Origin of the sequence: Pseudomonas sp. D47 (assembly GCF_045447305.1) — a bacterium.
GTDB lineage: Bacteria > Pseudomonadota > Gammaproteobacteria > Pseudomonadales > Pseudomonadaceae > Aquipseudomonas.
This window is the reverse complement of record NZ_JBJGXU010000014.1, coordinates 83952-100782: the sequence shown is the minus strand read 5'-3', so window position 1 is coordinate 100782 and position 16831 is coordinate 83952. Positions and strand designations below refer to the sequence as shown.

Annotated in this window: 16 protein-coding genes; 11 read left to right on the top strand and 5 right to left on the bottom strand. The window is 58.6% G+C overall.

What is annotated here, in order from left to right; translation table 11 throughout:
* Positions 1-244 precede the first annotated feature (244 nt).
* A complete protein-coding gene (locus ACI77I_RS12430) occupies positions 245-514 on the bottom strand; it encodes a PepSY domain-containing protein (RefSeq protein WP_094950684.1) in 270 nt (89 codons plus the stop codon).
* A 152-nt stretch (positions 515-666) separates the two neighbouring features.
* Between ACI77I_RS12430 and ACI77I_RS12425 the strand changes: the two genes are divergently transcribed.
* The 7 genes from ACI77I_RS12425 (at position 667) to ACI77I_RS12395 (ending at position 6671) form a co-directional block, all read left to right on the top strand.
* Positions 667-1662, top strand: a complete 996-nt coding sequence (locus tag ACI77I_RS12425) for a FecR family protein (protein ID WP_263273252.1) — start codon at positions 667-669, stop codon at positions 1660-1662.
* A gap of 316 nt (positions 1663-1978) precedes the next feature.
* Positions 1979-2431: a hypothetical protein gene (locus ACI77I_RS12420; protein WP_406997685.1), complete on the top strand. Its 453-nt coding sequence runs from the start codon at positions 1979-1981 to the stop codon at positions 2429-2431.
* On the top strand, positions 2431-2982 hold the full coding sequence (locus ACI77I_RS12415; RefSeq protein WP_406997696.1) for an adhesin: 552 nt from the start codon (positions 2431-2433) through the stop codon (positions 2980-2982). The genes ACI77I_RS12420 and ACI77I_RS12415 overlap by 1 nt, the downstream gene beginning before the upstream one ends.
* A 67-nt stretch (positions 2983-3049) precedes the next feature.
* Positions 3050-3793, top strand: coding sequence for a hypothetical protein (locus tag ACI77I_RS12410; protein WP_406997684.1), 744 nt, complete (start codon positions 3050-3052; stop codon positions 3791-3793).
* A gap of 61 nt (positions 3794-3854) precedes the next feature.
* Positions 3855-4535, top strand: a complete 681-nt coding sequence (locus tag ACI77I_RS12405; protein ID WP_406997683.1) for a C39 family peptidase — start codon at positions 3855-3857, stop codon at positions 4533-4535.
* Between the two features lie 38 nt (positions 4536-4573).
* Positions 4574-5320, top strand: a complete 747-nt coding sequence (locus tag ACI77I_RS12400) for a hypothetical protein (RefSeq protein WP_406997682.1) — start codon at positions 4574-4576, stop codon at positions 5318-5320.
* Between the two features lie 49 nt (positions 5321-5369).
* Positions 5370-6671 carry a hypothetical protein gene (locus ACI77I_RS12395; RefSeq protein ID WP_406997681.1) on the top strand — a complete coding sequence of 434 codons (1302 nt, stop codon included), beginning with the start codon at positions 5370-5372 and terminating at the stop codon, positions 6669-6671.
* 86 nt (positions 6672-6757) lie between these two features.
* Here ACI77I_RS12395 and ACI77I_RS12390 read toward each other — a convergent pair whose 3' ends face one another.
* On the bottom strand, positions 6758-8083 hold the full coding sequence (locus tag ACI77I_RS12390; protein ID WP_406997680.1) for a sigma 54-interacting transcriptional regulator: 1326 nt from the start codon (positions 8081-8083) through the stop codon (positions 6758-6760).
* Positions 8084-8427: 344 nt separating this feature from the next.
* Here ACI77I_RS12390 and ACI77I_RS12385 point away from each other — a divergent pair, with 344 nt between their 5' ends.
* Positions 8428-8688, top strand: a complete 261-nt coding sequence (locus tag ACI77I_RS12385; RefSeq protein WP_083358686.1) for a hypothetical protein — start codon at positions 8428-8430, stop codon at positions 8686-8688.
* Positions 8689-8778: 90 nt separating this feature from the next.
* On the opposite strand, the gene ACI77I_RS12380 is transcribed toward ACI77I_RS12385, so the two are convergent.
* The 3 genes from ACI77I_RS12380 to gnd are packed head-to-tail and all read right to left on the bottom strand — an operon-like array spanning position 8779 to position 12103.
* On the bottom strand, positions 8779-9603 hold the full coding sequence (locus ACI77I_RS12380; protein ID WP_094950675.1) for an HAD family hydrolase: 825 nt from the start codon (positions 9601-9603) through the stop codon (positions 8779-8781).
* Positions 9600-11123 (bottom strand): glucose-6-phosphate dehydrogenase, encoded by a 1524-nt coding sequence (gene zwf / locus ACI77I_RS12375; protein WP_094950674.1) that lies wholly within the window; start codon positions 11121-11123, stop codon positions 9600-9602. Before zwf ends, ACI77I_RS12380 begins: the two co-directional genes overlap by 4 nt.
* Complete coding sequence (gnd, locus tag ACI77I_RS12370) at positions 11120-12103, bottom strand: phosphogluconate dehydrogenase (NAD(+)-dependent, decarboxylating) (RefSeq protein WP_406997679.1); 984 nt, start codon at positions 12101-12103, stop codon at positions 11120-11122. Before gnd ends, zwf begins: the two co-directional genes overlap by 4 nt.
* A 269-nt stretch (positions 12104-12372) precedes the next feature.
* On the opposite strand from gnd, the gene ACI77I_RS12365 reads away from it, so the two are divergent.
* The 3 genes from ACI77I_RS12365 (at position 12373) to ACI77I_RS12355 (ending at position 16813) form a co-directional block, all read left to right on the top strand.
* Positions 12373-12549, top strand: coding sequence for a DUF6026 family protein (locus ACI77I_RS12365; protein ID WP_155296013.1), 177 nt, complete (start codon positions 12373-12375; stop codon positions 12547-12549).
* Between the two features lie 151 nt (positions 12550-12700).
* Entirely contained in the window at positions 12701-14443 is a 1743-nt protein-coding gene (locus ACI77I_RS12360) for a phosphoethanolamine transferase CptA (protein ID WP_406997695.1), read from the top strand.
* A gap of 129 nt (positions 14444-14572) precedes the next feature.
* Entirely contained in the window at positions 14573-16813 is a 2241-nt protein-coding gene (locus ACI77I_RS12355; RefSeq protein WP_406997678.1) for a TonB-dependent siderophore receptor, read from the top strand.
* The last annotated feature ends 18 nt before the right edge of the window (positions 16814-16831 follow it).

Here is a 16831-nt window from a genome sequence, read left to right as displayed (position 1 = left end):
ACTAGAACCATCAGCAAGTGGGTTTGGAAAGACGTTGGTGGCGGCACTGAAACCAGTTCGGTTAAACAAAAAATCCTCAGTACCACCGGCGCCAAGCACCTAAAAGCTGCCCGACAGGTATTCATGAGCGACGCCGACACGCGCATGGACACCCTCTTGGCCAACGCCGATTCGGCGACGTGCTTGATTACTCACCTGGGCCGCGTATTGGATCCGGGGGCTTGAGCAGCCCCCAGAGGCACCGTCAGTCTTTCTGGTCGCGCAGGATGTTGCCGGAAGCGCCGTCGATACGCGCTTCATACACGGTGCCATCGGACTTGCGGCCTTTGACTTCCCAATAGCCGTTGTCGTCCGCTTCGGCCGCGTAAACCTCGACGTATCCAGCCTTGGTCTTGGCCACTTCGATGGCCTTTTCGATGGTAATCCAGCCCGCGCCCGGCTTATCAGCCATCGCTGCACCGGCACTGAGCAGGGCGGTGGTTGCACACAGGGCGACTAAGGTTTTCTTCAGCATGTTCGTACTCCATTGTGGGAATGACGGACTCGTGTCCTGTAATTTCTGATATTCCCAAACGAGAATAAGTTCCAATTGATGTGCAATCGCCATGATGGCTGTTCTCGCGGTCCGCCTCAGGAGGTTAGAATGCGCGAAATCAGGATGAGTTAATGAGCGAAAAGTCCCTTTCAGAAGCCGAATATGACGCCATCACCGACGCCGCCGCGCATTGGTGCATGCGCCTGCATGCCAGTGATTGCACGGCGGGCGAACGTCAGGCTTTTGCGCAATGGCACGATGCCGACCCGCTGCACGCCTTCGAATATGCGGCCATGTTGGAAATCTGGGACGTGGCCGATCACCTGCCGCGCAGCGAACCTGTGGCAGTGGTGGTGCCGTTCAAGCCGCGCAGCCGCTTGCGCACCTACGCAGTGGCCGCCGCAGTGTGCCTCGCCGCATTGCCGCTGGCGGCCTTTACCGGCTGGGAAGCGGGCTGGCTGCCCAGTTCCTATGAACACTTTGACGCCGCCAATGGCCTGCGCAAGGTCACCCTTGGCGATGGCAGCCAGGTCGAGCTGAACCTGGGCACTGAACTGGTCTACAGCAACTACAAAAACCAGCGCCGGGTGACCCTGAAAAAGGGCGAAGCGTTTTTCAAAGTCAGCCATGACGGCAATCACCCGTTTATCGTGCGCGCGGGCGAAGGGCAGGTTCGGGTCACCGGCACCCAGTTCAACGTCTGGAAGTATGAAGACCAGGTGCGGGTCACGTTGCTTGAAGGCTCAGTGCAGATTGCCAGCGACGCGCTGCACGCCAGCGTGCCGCTCAGCCCCGGCATGCAGGCCAGTTACCACACGGGGGATGCCGCCCCGCAGGTCGCCGTCACCCACCCCAACGACGCAGGCCTGGCATGGCGCCAGGGCAAGCTGGTGCTCGATAACCTGGCCCTGGCCGATGCGCTGCCGCTGATCAACCGCTACCTGAACAAACCGGTGATGCTGGCCGACGCCACAACCGGGACGATTCGCATCGGCGGCATTTACAACATCAATGAGGTCAATAACCTCATCCCGTCCCTGCCCAAGGTGCTGCCGGTCTACCTGACCCAGAACCAGGACGGCAACCCCGTACTCAACTCCATCCCGCGTAAAACGCCCAAAGGCTAAGCCTTTGTTGCTCCCATGGGCGTGCTTGCGCCCGCAGTGTCCATTTTTGATACACCTGCCTGGCCTGAACCGCCCACCCGGTGCGGACTCATGCTTTTGTCATGGGCACTGTTACATCGCTGAGACACCCCTGCGGTGGGGCTGGGCATACCCAGCCATACGGCGGGTGTCTCAACGCTGAAACACCCTGGCCATCACTTCGCCCCGCCTTAATCACAACCCACTGAATATCAACACAAAACCAAAAGCGGCACGCGTTCTGCTCTTTCCCTTACAGCGCTGTTTAGGGTCAGCGCGAAGAATAAGGAACACTGCCGTGGACACACACAATCCAGGCTCACTGAGCCTCCTGCTGATCAGCTGTGCATTGAGTGCCAGCGTGAGCTTTCCAGTGCTCGCGGCGGGCGACGGTGTGATCGTGACAAGCCGTGATGTGCAAGGTCACATGTACGGCCGGCCGTCATTCGGTCCTGACCCCTACCCTTCCACGGCCAACGCCAATCCCAGCAGAGAAATCATTAGCGCCACCGGTGAGCTCAGCGATCTGGATATTGGTGGTATCAGCAGTGGTTCGAGCATCGCACGGTCGATACAGGCCAGTGGCAATTTGTCCGGCCTTAGCGCCACACAAAACAGCATGTCGACACTGGGCAACAGTGCAACAGCCGGCCACGGTGCGGGCAGCGGCATGGGTGGCCAGATCAGCGACTCGATCCAGCGCGGCATGGCGCCCCTGAATAACATCGGCAGCATGATGGGGGGCAAATGATGAATCGTGCACTGCTGATCCTCACCCTGCTAGGCAGCGCCACTGCATGGGCGGATGACACCGCTGTGATCAACAACAGCGCAAAAGACTACAGCGGCAACTTTTCGATCAACCAGTCGGCCGGTAACCAACAACAAACGGCCAACAACCGAGCCATTGCACTGGGTGGGCAGGCCACCACTGTCAACATCCAGAACATGAACGGCAAGGTTGATCCGGCCCTGAATGCCAAGGCCGCGATCGAAGGCACCTCTTTTAGCAATGGCAACGGCATGTTAGGCGTCAACCAGACAGCCGGGGCCAATAACCAATCAGTCAATGCCGTGCGGATCAGCATCAACCCTGGCCCGCTAAGCATCGACGACAGCGTCCTGTTGCAACAGAACACGACGACGCTGGCAACCGACTCAGGGCTCACCCCCACCACTGGCAGCCGCCAGGTCGTTACCAGCGACCAGGCCTTCACAGGCAGCCGAGGAGTGATTCAGGTGAACCAGAGTGCAGGGGTGGGGAACCGAGTGGCTAACACCCTGAGCATTACTATCAAGTAAACGCTTGGTAGGACTCGCTGGACCGTACCAACACTTAACCAACTAATTAGAAGCAAGGAGAAACACCATGAAACCTCAAATGGCTCTCAAACCAATGGTTTTCGCTCTCGCCGCACTCATGGCAGCAGCTGCTCAAGCGGGTGGCTGGCACCCTGCGCCTCAACCCACCGGCGTGGTTGCCGCTGTCGTTACGGATGTTCAAAACAGCGGTGCCAACAAGTTCGATGACACCAAAACCGAAAATAACGCCTCTGCCGATAACTCGGTAAACGGCAACAGCGGTAACACCGGGGTAAACGTGCAGTCGGGCAGTGGTAACCAAGCCGACAACTCTGCCGCCATCTCCAGCGCTAAAGGCGACTTTGCATCCGTGTTTGGTTTGGTCGATGTGAATCAAAACAGCGCGCTCAACAGCTTCGTCAACAAAGGCACCCAAAACAACGCCTCCCTGGACAACTCGGTTAACGGCAACTCCGGCAACGTGGGTTACAACGGCCAAGCGGGTCAAGGCAACCAGGGTAAAAACAACCTGGCAATCACCACCGCTGACGGCAAAAACATCTCTGCAGCCGCCAACACCGAGCAAAACTCGCTCGCCAACAGCTACCTGAACACTGCCGCTTCCAGCCACGGGTATGGCCATGGTGGCAAAGCTCAATATGTGTCCAACAACTCGAGCCTCGACAACTCGGTTAACCGTAACTCCGGCAACGTAGGCGTAAACCTGCAATCCGGTGCGGGCAACCAAGGCAGCAACAGCCTGTCGATCGGCCAGGGTTGCAGCGTGTGCGCCAGCGGCGTGCGCTTCTGATCCAGCGGGGCCTTGGCAACAAGGCCCTTTTTTATTCCAGTGTCCATCAGGTCATTCGATCATGCGCCTCGCGACCTTTACCCTCTTGATGTTACTCACCGGCCCTTCGTGGGCAGGCACCATGGCGATCTCAGCCATGCCTGGCGGTGCAGTGATTTTCAAGAAGGTCGAGAGCATTCGTGAGCGCCGTTTCGCAAACCTGGTGGAACAGAAAACCGATTTCAGCTGCGGTGCAGCCGCCCTTGCCACCATCCTGCGCCAGGCCTACTGGCTCGACGTCGACGAAGATCACATCATCAAAGGCATGCTGGTCAACGCCGATCAGGATCTGGTACGTACCCAGGGCTTTTCCATGCTGGACATGAAACGCTACCTCGAAAGCATCGGCATGCGTGCCCGGGGCTACAAGATCGGCCCCGACACCCTCGTCACTGTGAAGATCCCTGTGGTGGTGTTGCTGGAAATTCGTGGCTACAAGCACTTTGTGGTGCTGCAACGGGCTGACAAGGATTGGGTTTATATCGGCGACCCGGTACTGGGCCACAAGCGCTACTCCCATGGCGACTTCATCAACGGTTGGAATGGCATCGTGTTTGCGGTGCTGGGCGAAGGCTACGACAAAGCCAATGCCTTGCTCGACCCGCCGACACCGCTGACCGCCAAAAGCCAGTTGAATGAGTTCAGACCCGTGGGCGATGCCGAGCTGATGGATTTCGGTTTTATCCAGAGCGACTTCTTCTAAGAAGCGCAATAAGGAGCAGGACGCTCCAGGAGCAGAAGATGAACACGTCCCGTTGGCTGACGGTCTTGTGTCTGGCAGCCTCAATGCCCGTTTATGCTTCATCGGCGTTCAAGCCGATCGAACTCAAGGATTCGGAAATGGCCGAACTGCGCGGCCGTTACGTGATGCCGGGACGAATCATCAGCTTCGGCATTGTCATGAGCAGCACCTGGACCAACGCTATCGGTGACACCATCACCGGCAAGGCCAGCATGCAGATCGACAAAACCACCATCACCCCGCAGTTCTACGTACAGACCACCGGTTCGGCGGGGACCGGGTCCAACCAGAACACTGGCACCGGTAACGTGGTCGGCGGCGCAGGCCTTGGCAGTGGCCAGGGCGTAACCCAGAGCGTGCGTGCGGCGGGCGATGGCAACACCGCCTATAACAATGTAGGCGTCACCATATCCCAGAACGGTTTTGCACCCGGCAATGCCGCGCAATCAGGACAGGTGCTGGTGGCTGGCGGTACCGTGACCGGTGATAGCCCGGCAGGCCGAGTGAGTGTGTCAGCCAATAACGGCGGCTTGCAGATGGCGATCCAGGCCAACCACAATCAGGGCAACAGCCTGCAGCAGATCGGTGGCGGTAATGTGCTGCAAGGCACGGTGTTGACCGGCAATACCAACTTCGTCAACAACATGACCCAGCTCAACGTCGTGATGAACAATAACGGTTTGAACAACGGCGCCTTGAACTGCAACCTGGATCAACTCAAAGGCCTACGCACGCTCGGTTATTGAACTACGCTGACCCTCGACACTTTTGCATTAGAAAAGGACGGCTTATTTCATGCATCGATCGTTATCGCTACGTGCGGTGGTTTGTTTAAGTACACTATTGCCCGCATCCATGCTGTATGCAGCGCCCGACGCCGACATCGAGACCCTCAAGCAAGAGCTTCTTGAGCTCAAGCAGCGGTACGAAGTGCAGCAAAAAGCCTTGGCGGTGCTGGAGCAGCGTGTGCGTCAGGTAGAGGATCAACCTGAGACACCAGCCCCCAAACGCCTGGCCAAATCCCCGGCCGACTTCAAGAAAGGCGGTACCACAGTCGCGGGTACCGGTGCTGCGGCAGCCTCCGGTGGTGCCGGCGGCGGTGGCAGTTCTTATGGGCAGGCGCTCAAGGATGACTCAGCCCCTGCGCAAAGTGTGAGCAACCTTTACAACGAAGCCAGCGGCTTTTTCGGCAATGGCAAGTTCAGCTTTGAAACCGGCATGACCTATGCGCGCTACGATGCTCGGCAGTTGACCCTCAACGGTTTCCTGGCACTGGACTCGATTTTCCTCGGCAATATCAACCTGGACCGGATCAAGGCCGATAACTGGACCCTGGACCTGACCGGGCGCTACAACGTTGATAACCGCTGGCAGTTCGACGTCAACGTCCCGGTGGTTTACCGCGAATCGACCTACCAGTCGGGCGGCAAGGGCAACGATGCCTCAGCAACGTCGGAAGCCTCGGTGACCCGCGACCCGACCATCGGCGACGTCAACTTTGGCGTGGCATACAAGTTTCTCGACGAAACCCCCAACATGCCGGATGCGGTCGTGTCGGTGCGGGTCAAGGCGCCTACGGGTAAAGAACCGTTTGGCATCAAGCTCGTCAGGCAAACCGCCAATGACAACCTCTACGTGCCCGAAAGCCTACCAACCGGCAACGGTGTCTGGTCGATCACGCCAGGTATTTCCCTGGTCAAGACCTTCGACCCTGCAGTGTTGTTTGGCTCGCTTTCCTATACCCACAACCTCGAGGAATCGTTCGACGATATCAGCAGTGACGTCAACCAGAAGGTCGGCGGTAAAGTGCGCCTGGGTGACAGCTTCCAGTTCGGTGTCGGTGTCGCATTTGCCTTAAACGAGAAGATGAGTATGTCGTTCTCGGTGTCCGACTTGGTGCAACGTAAAAGCAAGCTAAAACCCAGTGGCGGCGATTGGCAATCGGTGGTCTCCAGCGATGCGAACGCCGGTTATTTCAACGTCGGCATGACCATTGCGGCGTCGGAGAACCTGACGATTGTGCCGAACCTGTCCATTGGGATGACGGATGATGCGCCGGACTTTACGTTCAGTTTGAAGTTTCCGTATTACTTCTAGGGACAGCCGGGCGCGGAGCGTCCCTGGCCACAAAGAAAAGCCCCGCAACGATAAGGGTCGTTGCGGGGCTTTTCGGTTTACCCGCCCTAGCGGATCTGGTGTTTGTGCAGCAACCGGTAGAAGGTCGGCCGGGAAACCCCCAGCACACGGGCCGCGACACTCAGGTTGTCGCTGTGCCGGTTGAGCACATCGCACAGCGCCTGACGTTCGGCGCGGTGCTTGTAATCTTCCAGTGTAGCCATCGGTGGCGCGATTGCCTGCTCAACTTGCAGCCCCAGATCAACGGCTTCGATCTGCCGCCCTTCCGCCAGCACCAAGCCACGGCGTACACGGTTGGCCAACTCGCGCACATTGCCCGGCCACGGGTGTTGCCCCATCGCCACCAGCGCATCTTCGCTGAAACTGCGTGGGCGACGCCCGGTTTCCTGGCTGTAAAAGCGCGAAAAGTGATTGGCCAGCATCGCCACGTCGCCATGGCGCTCACGCAGCGGCGCGGTAATCACCTGCAGGACATTGAGCCGGTAATACAAGTCTTCACGAAAAGTGCCCTTCGCTACCGCCGCTTCCAGGTCGACGTGTGTCGCCGCCAGTACGCGCACATCCACCGGGATGGGCTGGCTGCCGCCGACGCGTTCGATTTGTTTTTCCTGCAGAAAACGCAGCAGGTTGGCTTGCAGTTCCATCGGCAAATCGCCGATCTCGTCAAGGAACAGCGTGCCACCGTGGGCCGCCTCAATGCGCCCGACCTTGCGCTGGTGCGCGCCGGTAAACGCACCTTTTTCATGGCCGAACAGCTCGGACTGAATCAAGTGTTCGGGGATCGCGCCGCAGTTGATCGCGACAAATGGCTTGGCATGCCGCTGGGATTGGCGATGCAGGGTCTTGGCCACCAGCTCTTTACCGGTGCCGCTGTCGCCGCGAATCAGTACCGGCGATTCGGTGGGCGCAAGCTTAGCCAGCAATTTACGCAGTTCACGGATGGGTCGGCTGTCGCCGAGCAGTTCATGTTCCGGCTCGTCGACCAGCGCGTAGCCTTTGCCGCGCAGGCGTGCCATGCCGAACGCGCGCCCCAGCGTGACCTGCACGCGTGCCACATCAAAAGGCAATGTGTGGAAGTCGAAAAACCATTCGCAGACAAAATCACCGACTTTTTGCAGACGCAGAACATCCGGGCTGAGCACGGCGATCCATTCGGTACCACTGCGGCTGATCAATTCCTTGACCGCTTCTGGGCGTTCAAGGTGCTCGGGCTGCAAGCGCAGCAAGCCCACATCACACGAGCGATCGCCCACCGCACCTAGGGCACAGCTGTCCACTTCCCACCCGGCGGTGCGCAGGCCGGGCAATAGCCCATGGCAGTCGTCACAGGGCTCGACCACCAGCAGGCGACGTTGGGCAGGTGTAACAACCATGACTATTCCTTGGCGCCAGAATTATTAAAGTTATTTAGAAACAATGGTTTGTGATGCCTGACGCTAACACTAGCAAGGTATTGACGCGCGCCTTGTACCGTTTCGCTATAAGTGTTGGCAAAAAGCCACCTCCCGGACTTTTCGACTAAAAACTAGAGGCGCGCCGAAACGTTCATTCAGCTTCCAAAACAGCCGCTTACATGACGTTAATCACGGAAAGTTAAAATTTCTTGCTCTAGGATGTGACCCGTACCCCGCCATCGTGCATCAGTACAAGTAACTAGCCGTTTGGCTCGCCCAACCGACGGCACTCACTTGAATGGGCATTTAGAGAGAACACCCACATGAACGCCCCGCTCCGCATCAACGAAGCTCTTTTGATCGCAGACCGTGCTTTCCAGCCCTTTCAGTGCGTGGCCTGGCACGATGGCAATGGCGCCCTCAGCCTGAGCGTCATCGACCGTACCAATACCCGTATCGGCAGCAAACAACTGTCTTCGAGTGCCTATACCGACCCGGCGCAACTGGAAGATTTGTTGTTGCAGGCGCGCGCCGAACTCGACAAAGATGGCCATCAGTTGCAATCGTGGGCAATGCCGAAGTAATGCGAGGCAGCAACTTGCGATCATTGTCTGCAAGCAGAAACAATGATCGCAAGTTCGCTGTTAGAGCGTGGCCAATTCAAACTGGCGCAGTTACTTCTGCGCGAGAATAAACCGCTCGATAGCTTCGGCTGCGCCATCCTCGATATTACTGCCGGTGACGACGCTGGCTTGACGCTTGACCACTTCTTCGGCCTGGCCCATGGCAATCGACAACCCTGCCACGTGAAACATCGCCGGGTCGTTGCCACCGTCACCGATGGCCAGCGTTTGCTCAAGCGGCACCCCAAGGTGCGCCGCCAGGGTCTTCAGGGCTTCACCCTTGTTGGCGAGCATGGCGGTCACGTCCAGGTACACAGGTTGTGAGCGCGACACATGCGCCAACCCTTCGACCTTGGGTTGCAGCTGTGCTTCCAACTCTTTGAGCAATTGCGTGTTGTGACTGGCGGCGACGATCTTGTCGACTCGATCCAGGTACGGCTCGAAACTCTCGACCACCACCGGCCCGTAGCCCAAGCCATCCGCTTCCCGCGCGACCATAGGGCCAGGCGGGTCACGGCGCAGCCAATCACCGTCGGCAAACAGCCAGACTTCTACGTCCGGCTCTGCGCTGAACAGCGCCAGCGCAACCAATGCCGCGTCTGCCGGCAGATGATGCGCCAGCAGTATGCTGCCATCGGGGTTGACCAACGTACCGCCATTAAAGCCCGCTACCGGCACATCAATGCCAAACGCTTCGACCATCTGCATCATGGCCTTGGGCGGCCGCCCGCTGGCCAAGCTGAAGAACACCCCGGCCTCGCGCAAAGCGCGCACCGTGTCGATGGTGCGCTGGCTAGGCGTGTGGTCAGCGCGCAGCAACGTGCCGTCCATATCACTCAGTACAAACCGGATGGGATGGATCGCGGCGTCACTCATCCGAGGCTATGCCAGGTGCGGCCATCGCGGGCCAGCAAGGCATCGGCAGCGGCCGGGCCATCTTCACCGGCCTTGTAGGCCTGGATACCGTCGTCTTCTTTCCAGGCATCCAGGAACGGCTGCACCGCACGCCAGCCGTTTTCGATGTTGTCGGCGCGCTGGAACAGGGTCTGATCACCGGTCATGCAGTCGTAGATCAGGGTTTCGTAACCCGTAGACGGCTGCATCTCGAAGAAGTCCTTGTAGTCGAAACCCAACTCGATATTGGCCATTTCCAGGGTCGGCCCAGGTTTTTTCGCCAACAGGTCGAACCACATGCCTTCGTTCGGCTGGATCTGGATTTTGAGGTAGGTGGGCTTGAGCTCATCCACTTCGGTATCGCGGAACTGCGCGTAAGGCGCGTGCTTAAAGCAGATCACGATTTCAGTGTCGCGAATGCTCATGCGCTTGCCGGTGCGCAGGTAGAACGGCACGCCGACCCAGCGCCAGTTGTCGATCATCACCTTGAGGGCCACGAACGTCTCGGTGCTGCTGTCGGGCGCGACGTTGGCTTCTTCGCGGTAACCGGGAAGCGCCTTGCCGCCGATCTGGCCGGCGGTGTACTGGCCGCGTACCGAGTTAGCCCGCGCATCTTCCAGTGACCAGGGCCGGATGGCCCCGACGACCTTGGCTTTCTCACCGCGTACCGCATCGGCGCCAAACGCTGCCGGCGGCTCCATGGCGACCATCGCCAGCAGCTGGAACAGGTGGTTGGGCACCATGTCGCGCAGGGTGCCGGTTTTTTCGAAGAAATTACCCCGGGTTTCCACGCCGACGGTTTCCGCCGCGGTGATTTGCACGTGGTCGATGTAATGGTTGTTCCAGAACGCTTCGAACAGCACGTTGGAGAAACGGCTGATGAGAATGTTCTGCACCGTTTCCTTGCCCAGGTAATGGTCGATGCGATAGATCTGCTTCTCGCTCATCACCTTGAGCAGGCACGCGTTCAGCGCTTCAGCGGTGGCGAGGTCAGAGCCGAACGGCTTTTCGATCACCACACGACGGAACGCGTCATCGGTTTCGTTGAGCAAACCGGCGCTGCCCAGGCGCTGCACCACTTCACTGAAGAAGCGCGGTGCAGTGGCCAGGTAGAACACCGCGTTACCGGTGCCGCTGTCGGCGATTTTCTTGCTGATGTCGGCATAGGTGCTGTCGTCGAGGAAGTCACCCTCGACGTAGCTGATACCTTTGGCCAACTGCGCCCACAGCTCAGGGTCCAGGGCGTTGTCGGCATTGCCCTTGACCTTGCTCGCGGCCTCGGTGCGGATGAAATCCTCGAGCTTCTTGGCGAAGTCGGCGTCACTGATGGCGTTGTGATCAACGCCGACAATGCGCAGGCCATCGCCCAGCAGCCCGTCACGACTCAGGTTGTAAAGCGCAGGCATCAGCAGGCGCTTGACTAGGTCGCCATGGGCGCCAAACAGAAACAGCGTGGTGGGTGGAGCGGGTTCGGCCTTGGGTTTCTTGCCGTTAACGGTCATTTTTTGGAAGTCTCCACATGGCCGCCAAAGCCGAAGCGCATGGCAGACAGCATTTTGTCACCGTAGGTGCTCTGCTGGCGGGAACGGAAACGCGCGAACAACGAGGTGGACAATACCGGTACCGGCACCGCTTGCTCCATGGCCGCTTCGATGGTCCAGCGGCCTTCACCGCTGTCGGCCACGGAGCCTGAGTAACCGTCGAGTTTCGGGTCGGTAGCCAGGGCGTCGGCAGTCAGGTCCAGCAGCCAGGACGAGACCACGCTGCCACGGCGCCAGACTTCGGCGATGTCGGCGACGTTGAGGTCAAAGCGCTGGTCTTGCGGCAGGTTTTCCGAGTTCTTGGTTTTGAGGATGTCGAAGCCTTCGGCAAAGGCCTGCATCATCCCGTACTCGATGCCGTTGTGAATCATCTTCACAAAGTGCCCGGAACCGGCCGGGCCAGCATGGATGTAGCCGTGCTCGGCGCGGCTGTCAGCTTGGGCGGAACGGTCCTTGGTGCGTGGGATATTACCCAGGCCCGGAGCCAGGCTGGCGAAGATCGGGTCGAGGCGCTGCACGGTCTCGGCGTCGCCACCGATCATCATGCAATAGCCACGTTCCAAGCCCCAAACGCCGCCAGAGGTGCCGACGTCGACATAGTGCAGGCCTTTTTCCGACAGCGCTTTAGCGCGACGTACGTCATCCTTATAGTTGGTGTTGCCGCCGTCGATGATCACATCACCGTCTTCCAGCAGTTCGCTCAGTTCATTGATGGTGTTTTCAGTCGGATCGCCTGCAGGCAGCATGACCCAAACGGCGCGCGGCTTTTGCAGGCCGGCTACCAGGGCTTTCAAGTCGGCGACGCCGGTGGCGCCCTCCTCGCTCAAGCCTTTTACAAATGCTTCGTTACGGTCGTATACAACGGTGGTATGCCCATTGAGCATCAGGCGCCGCGCAATGTTACCGCCCATGCGGCCTAGTCCGATAATCCCCAGTTGCATGTGCTGATGCTCCTAACTGCTAAAAAATGTGTGACATAGTTTATAGCGCAATGAGGCTAATGAGGGTTAGTCCAGAGCAGATCCGTGTAGTTTCATGACAAAAAAATAGCCATCGTTTCAGCATCACGGCCCAAAAAGTCACAAGACCATCAAAAATAAAAAAGTTCCCTTGATTCAAAAAAGAATTCAGAATTGCTTCCGACTGTTGTCGAGAACCTTGATTCAAGCGTTCCGGCACCGCGATCTACCGGCTATTTGCGAGGTAAGCAATGAGCACAGCACAGATGACCCGCCCGCCACAGACCCTCTACGTCAGCGTCCGACGCGATGAATTGCGCCAGTTGAAAGACGAGCGCGATCAGTTGCAGCAGGAAGTGCTGCGCCTGCGCTCACACCTTCAGGCCCAAATCAACCTAGCCTCCGGCACCCAGCCCGCCCTTTGCTGAACGTAAGCTGAACGAGCCGTTCAGGAATAACTCACAAAGTTTTCACATCTTCCTCCCGATACTCCCGCCGAAAAGGGCCGCCCACGTGCGGTGGCCCTCTGTTGCGCGCATTCCTGCGCGACGACTGGCAATTATCGGGTTGGAGCGCTGGATGGCGATGTTCAAACGCAGCACGAAGTCTGCGAAAGGCTTTGATTGGGCTGGCCTTGGCTGGCTGTTCCTGTTTTTCTGGTACTTCTCGGGTATTACCCAACTTCTGATCCAACTGACCGGCACCTCCGGTTTCAGCGGTTTTCGCCAAGCGTTCTTCATGAGTGCGCTGTGGCTGGCGCCGATGCTGCTATTCCCACGGCGTACACGCTTGCTCGCCGCCTTGATCGGTGTGGTGCTGTGGGCCTGCTCCATGGCCAGCCTGGGTTACTTCTTCATCTACCAGCAGGAATTTTCGCAAAGCGTCATCTTCATCATGTTCGAGTCGAACATCTCTGAAGCCGGCGAATACGCCACCCAATACTTTGCCTGGTGGATCGTGCTGGCGTTCATCGCCCATACCGCCCTGGCTGTTTTTCTGTGGACCCGCGTGCGTCCGGTTTACTTGCCGCGTGGCCAGTCGATACTGGCGGCGACCGCCATCGCATTGGCCGTGGTCGGTTACCCGCTGGTCAAACAGATTGCTACCAATGACAGCATGGAACACGCCATCGACGGTTTCGAGACCCGCATCGAACCTGCGGTGCCGTGGCAGATGATCGTCGCTTACCGCCGTTACACCGAACAGTTGAACAGTATGCAAGGCATGCTGACCAGCGCCAGCCAGATCCCGCCCCTGAAGAACCTCAAGGACAGCATGGCCGGCCAGCCGTCGACCCTGGTGCTGGTCATCGGTGAATCCACCAACCGTCAGCGCATGAGCCTTTACGGCTACCCGCGCAACACCACGCCGGAACTGGACAAGCTGCGCGACCAACTGGCGGTGTTCGATAACGTCATCACCCCGCGCCCCTACACCATTGAAGCGCTGCAACAGGTGCTGACCTTCGCCGATGAAGAGAACCCGGACCTGTACCTCAAGACGCCGTCAATCATCAGCGTGATGAAACAAGCCGGCTACAAGACCTACTGGATCACCAACCAGCAGACCATGACCAAGCGCAACACCATGCTCACGACCTTCTCCGAACAGGCCGACGAGCAGGTGTATCTCAATAACAACCGCAACCAGAACGCCCGCCAATACGACGGCGACGTGCTGGCACCGTTTGCCAAGGCCATGGCCGATCCCACCGAGCGCAAGTTCATCGTGGTGCACCTGCTGGGTACGCACATGAGCTATCAGTACCGCTACCCGCCGACCTTCGACAAATTCACCGATCGCCAGGGCGTACCGCCGGGCATCAGCGACGCGCAGCTGCCGGTCTACAACAGCTACGACAACGCCGTGCTGTACAACGACTTCGTGGTATCAAGCCTGATCAAGGACTACGCCAAGACCGATCCCAACGGTTTCCTGCTTTACCTGTCAGACCACGGCGAAGACGTGTACGACTCGGTCGGCCACAGCACCCTGGGGCGTAACGAGGGCAAGCCGACGGCACCGATGTACACCATTCCCTTCATGGCGTACGCCTCACAGAAATGGCGCGAAACCCACAACTGGAGCTTCGCAAGCAGCCTGCAGCGGCCCTCCAGCAGTTCGCAATTGATTCACACCTGGGCAGACCTCGCCGGGCTGAGCTTCGATGAATGGGACCGCAGCAAAAGCCTGGTCAATGACAGCTTCAAGCCGCGCCCATTGATGATTGGCGACCCCTATATCGCCCAGAAAAAAGGCCTGATCGATTTCAGCTTGATCAAGCCGAAGAAGCCGGATGCGGCTGAGGTGGTTGCCAAATAGTTGAGGGCTCTGCAACAGAAAGATAACAATCATTCTCGTTTAAGCCTAAAGTTCCCCGCCTCCTTTCGTCTTTGAGCCATGGCCTTCCCTTTCCGGGGCGGCCTCAAAGACGACAAGGAGTCTACCGCGATGTTCGCGCCTTTTACCCGTTCCATGACCCTCACCCTTGGCCTGTTTGGCGCTGTTTTAAGCCCGGACCTGCTGGCTGAAACCGACCCCGAACACCCTCCGGCGAAAGCCCTTGAGCTGGGCGCCACAAGCATCACCGCCGAAGGCCTGGGCGCCAACACCGAGCACACCGGGGCCTACACCACGGGCTCGATGAGTACGGCGACCAAGCTCGACCTGTCCATTAAAGAAACCCCGCAGTCGATCTCGGTGATCACCCGCCAACAGATGGACGACTTCAATCTCAACACCCTGACCGACGTGCTGCGCCAGACCACGGGTGTCAACGTCCAGCACAACGACTCCGACCGCGTTTCCTATACCTCCCGTGGCTATGGCATTACTAACTACCAGGTTGACGGTATGCTCAGTACCTTCGGGTATATGAAGTCAGACGCCGACACCATCATCTACGACCGCATCGAGGTCGTCCGCGGTGCCACGGGGCTGACCACCGGTGCAGGCGACCCCTCGGCCACCGTCAACATGGTACGCAAGCGCCCTACCGCAAAATGGCAGGCCAAGACCGGCGTGAGCGCTGGCAGCCATGACAACTACTACAGCTACGTGGATGTGGGCGGCCCACTGGCATTTGACGGTCGCTTACGCGGGCGCAGCGTGCTGGCCTACCGCGACAGCAAGTCGATCCGTGACAACTACGGGCTGCAGCGCACCGTCGGCTACGGCATTCTAGAGGGCGATCTTTCAGACGACACCGTGCTGGCCGTAGGCTTTGATTACCAGGACAAGCACGTGCAAGGTACCTCCTGGGGCACCGTGCCTTACTGGAATAGCCAAGGCGGCAAGGCCAAGCTCTCGCGTTCCACCAACATGGCGGCGGATTGGAGTTCCTGGCCACTGACGGACAAGACCACCTTCGTGACGCTGGACCATCGGCTCGCGGGTGACTGGCACCTGAAAGCGGCCTATACCCATCGTCAAAGCGATACAGACGGCAAGGTCTACTATGGCGGCGCCGGCTTTCCTAATGAAAATCGCAGCGGCATGAACGCCTGGAGCAGCCATATGCTCGGCACCTCCAGAATGGAGGCCATTGACCTCAGCCTCGCCGGGACTTATGCGCTTGCCGGTCGCGAGCACAAGCTGATGGTGGGGTATGCGGAAGCCGCGCAACGCGACACCTCACCATTTATGCGCAGGGGCAAAACACCAGACGGGTACAACACCATCGACGACTGGAAATACATGGGCGGGATCGGCAAGTTTCCCGACACGGTCACCCACCTCAAAGGTGAACACAGCAATAAAAAACAAAAGGCGGGTTACCTTGCCACTCAACTGAACCTGACCGATCGCCTGCACGCCGTGCTGGGCAGCCGTTATGGCAGCTGGGAATACGAAACGGCCGTCCCTGACTATGACGCCAACGACCAGCTGAAGAACAGCGACAAGTCCCGCCAGACGCACAATGATATGTGGACGCCTTATGCCGGGCTGCTCTATGACCTGACGCCGGAGTACACGGTCTACGCCAGTTACACCGATATTTTCACACCACAGGACGCCCTCGACGCAAGTAACAAGTACCTGGAACCCGTCGTAGGTAGCAATTACGAGGTGGGCCTCAAAGGCAGCCTGCTGGAACAGCGCTTGAATGTGGCCGCGGCTTATTTCTGGAGCACCCAGGACAACGTGGCAGAACGGGACGACTCGGTCCCACCGAACCCGACCACAGGCGAGGAGTACTACAAATCCGGTGGCAAAGGTAACAAGGTAAAGGGCTTCGAACTGGAGGTCGCCGGTGAAGTCATGCGCGATTGGAATGTGACTGCCGGCTACACCTATACCCACTCGCTGAATGGCTCAGGCAAACGCAACAATACCGAACAGCCACTCAACCTGCTGAAGGTCTCCAGCGCCTACCGGCTGCCTGGCGCGTGGCACAAGCTGACCGTCGGTGGCGCGGTCAACTGGCAGAGCGACACGTATGACTTCAGCAACCGCCCGACGGGCGCCCGGGATGGCGAGGGCAACCTGATCACCACGCGGGCGAAGATCACCCAACAGGCCTACACCGTGGTCAACCTGATGTCGCGTTATCAGTTCGACGAGCATGTTTCGGCATCAGTTAACGTCAATAATCTATTTGATAAAAAATATTACGAACGTATCGGCTTTTATAATGGCGTGTATTGGGGAGACCCGCGCTCTATCACGCTCGCGCTGGACTGGAGGCTTTAAGCCACGCCCCCGAAGTTA

Bases quoted from the DNA above. Each gene is read 5' to 3' on its own strand.
- ACI77I_RS12430 (WP_094950684.1), bottom strand. From the start codon at position 514: ATGCTGAAGAAAACCTTAGTCGCCCTGTGTGCAACCACCGCCCTGCTC.
- ACI77I_RS12425 (WP_263273252.1), top strand. From the start codon at position 667: ATGAGCGAAAAGTCCCTTTCAGAAGCCGAATATGACGCCATCACCGAC.
- ACI77I_RS12415 (WP_406997696.1), top strand. From the start codon at position 2,431: ATGAATCGTGCACTGCTGATCCTCACCCTGCTAGGCAGCGCCACTGCA.
- ACI77I_RS12410 (WP_406997684.1), top strand. From the start codon at position 3,050: ATGAAACCTCAAATGGCTCTCAAACCAATGGTTTTCGCTCTCGCCGCA.
- ACI77I_RS12405 (WP_406997683.1), top strand. From the start codon at position 3,855: ATGCGCCTCGCGACCTTTACCCTCTTGATGTTACTCACCGGCCCTTCG.
- ACI77I_RS12400 (WP_406997682.1), top strand. From the start codon at position 4,574: ATGAACACGTCCCGTTGGCTGACGGTCTTGTGTCTGGCAGCCTCAATG.
- ACI77I_RS12395 (WP_406997681.1), top strand. From the start codon at position 5,370: ATGCATCGATCGTTATCGCTACGTGCGGTGGTTTGTTTAAGTACACTA.
- ACI77I_RS12390 (WP_406997680.1), bottom strand. From the start codon at position 8,083: ATGGTTGTTACACCTGCCCAACGTCGCCTGCTGGTGGTCGAGCCCTGT.
- ACI77I_RS12385 (WP_083358686.1), top strand. From the start codon at position 8,428: ATGAACGCCCCGCTCCGCATCAACGAAGCTCTTTTGATCGCAGACCGT.
- ACI77I_RS12380 (WP_094950675.1), bottom strand. From the start codon at position 9,603: ATGAGTGACGCCGCGATCCATCCCATCCGGTTTGTACTGAGTGATATG.
- zwf (WP_094950674.1), bottom strand. From the start codon at position 11,123: ATGACCGTTAACGGCAAGAAACCCAAGGCCGAACCCGCTCCACCCACC.
- gnd (WP_406997679.1), bottom strand. From the start codon at position 12,103: ATGCAACTGGGGATTATCGGACTAGGCCGCATGGGCGGTAACATTGCG.
- ACI77I_RS12365 (WP_155296013.1), top strand. From the start codon at position 12,373: ATGAGCACAGCACAGATGACCCGCCCGCCACAGACCCTCTACGTCAGC.
- ACI77I_RS12360 (WP_406997695.1), top strand. From the start codon at position 12,701: ATGGCGATGTTCAAACGCAGCACGAAGTCTGCGAAAGGCTTTGATTGG.
- ACI77I_RS12355 (WP_406997678.1), top strand. From the start codon at position 14,573: ATGTTCGCGCCTTTTACCCGTTCCATGACCCTCACCCTTGGCCTGTTT.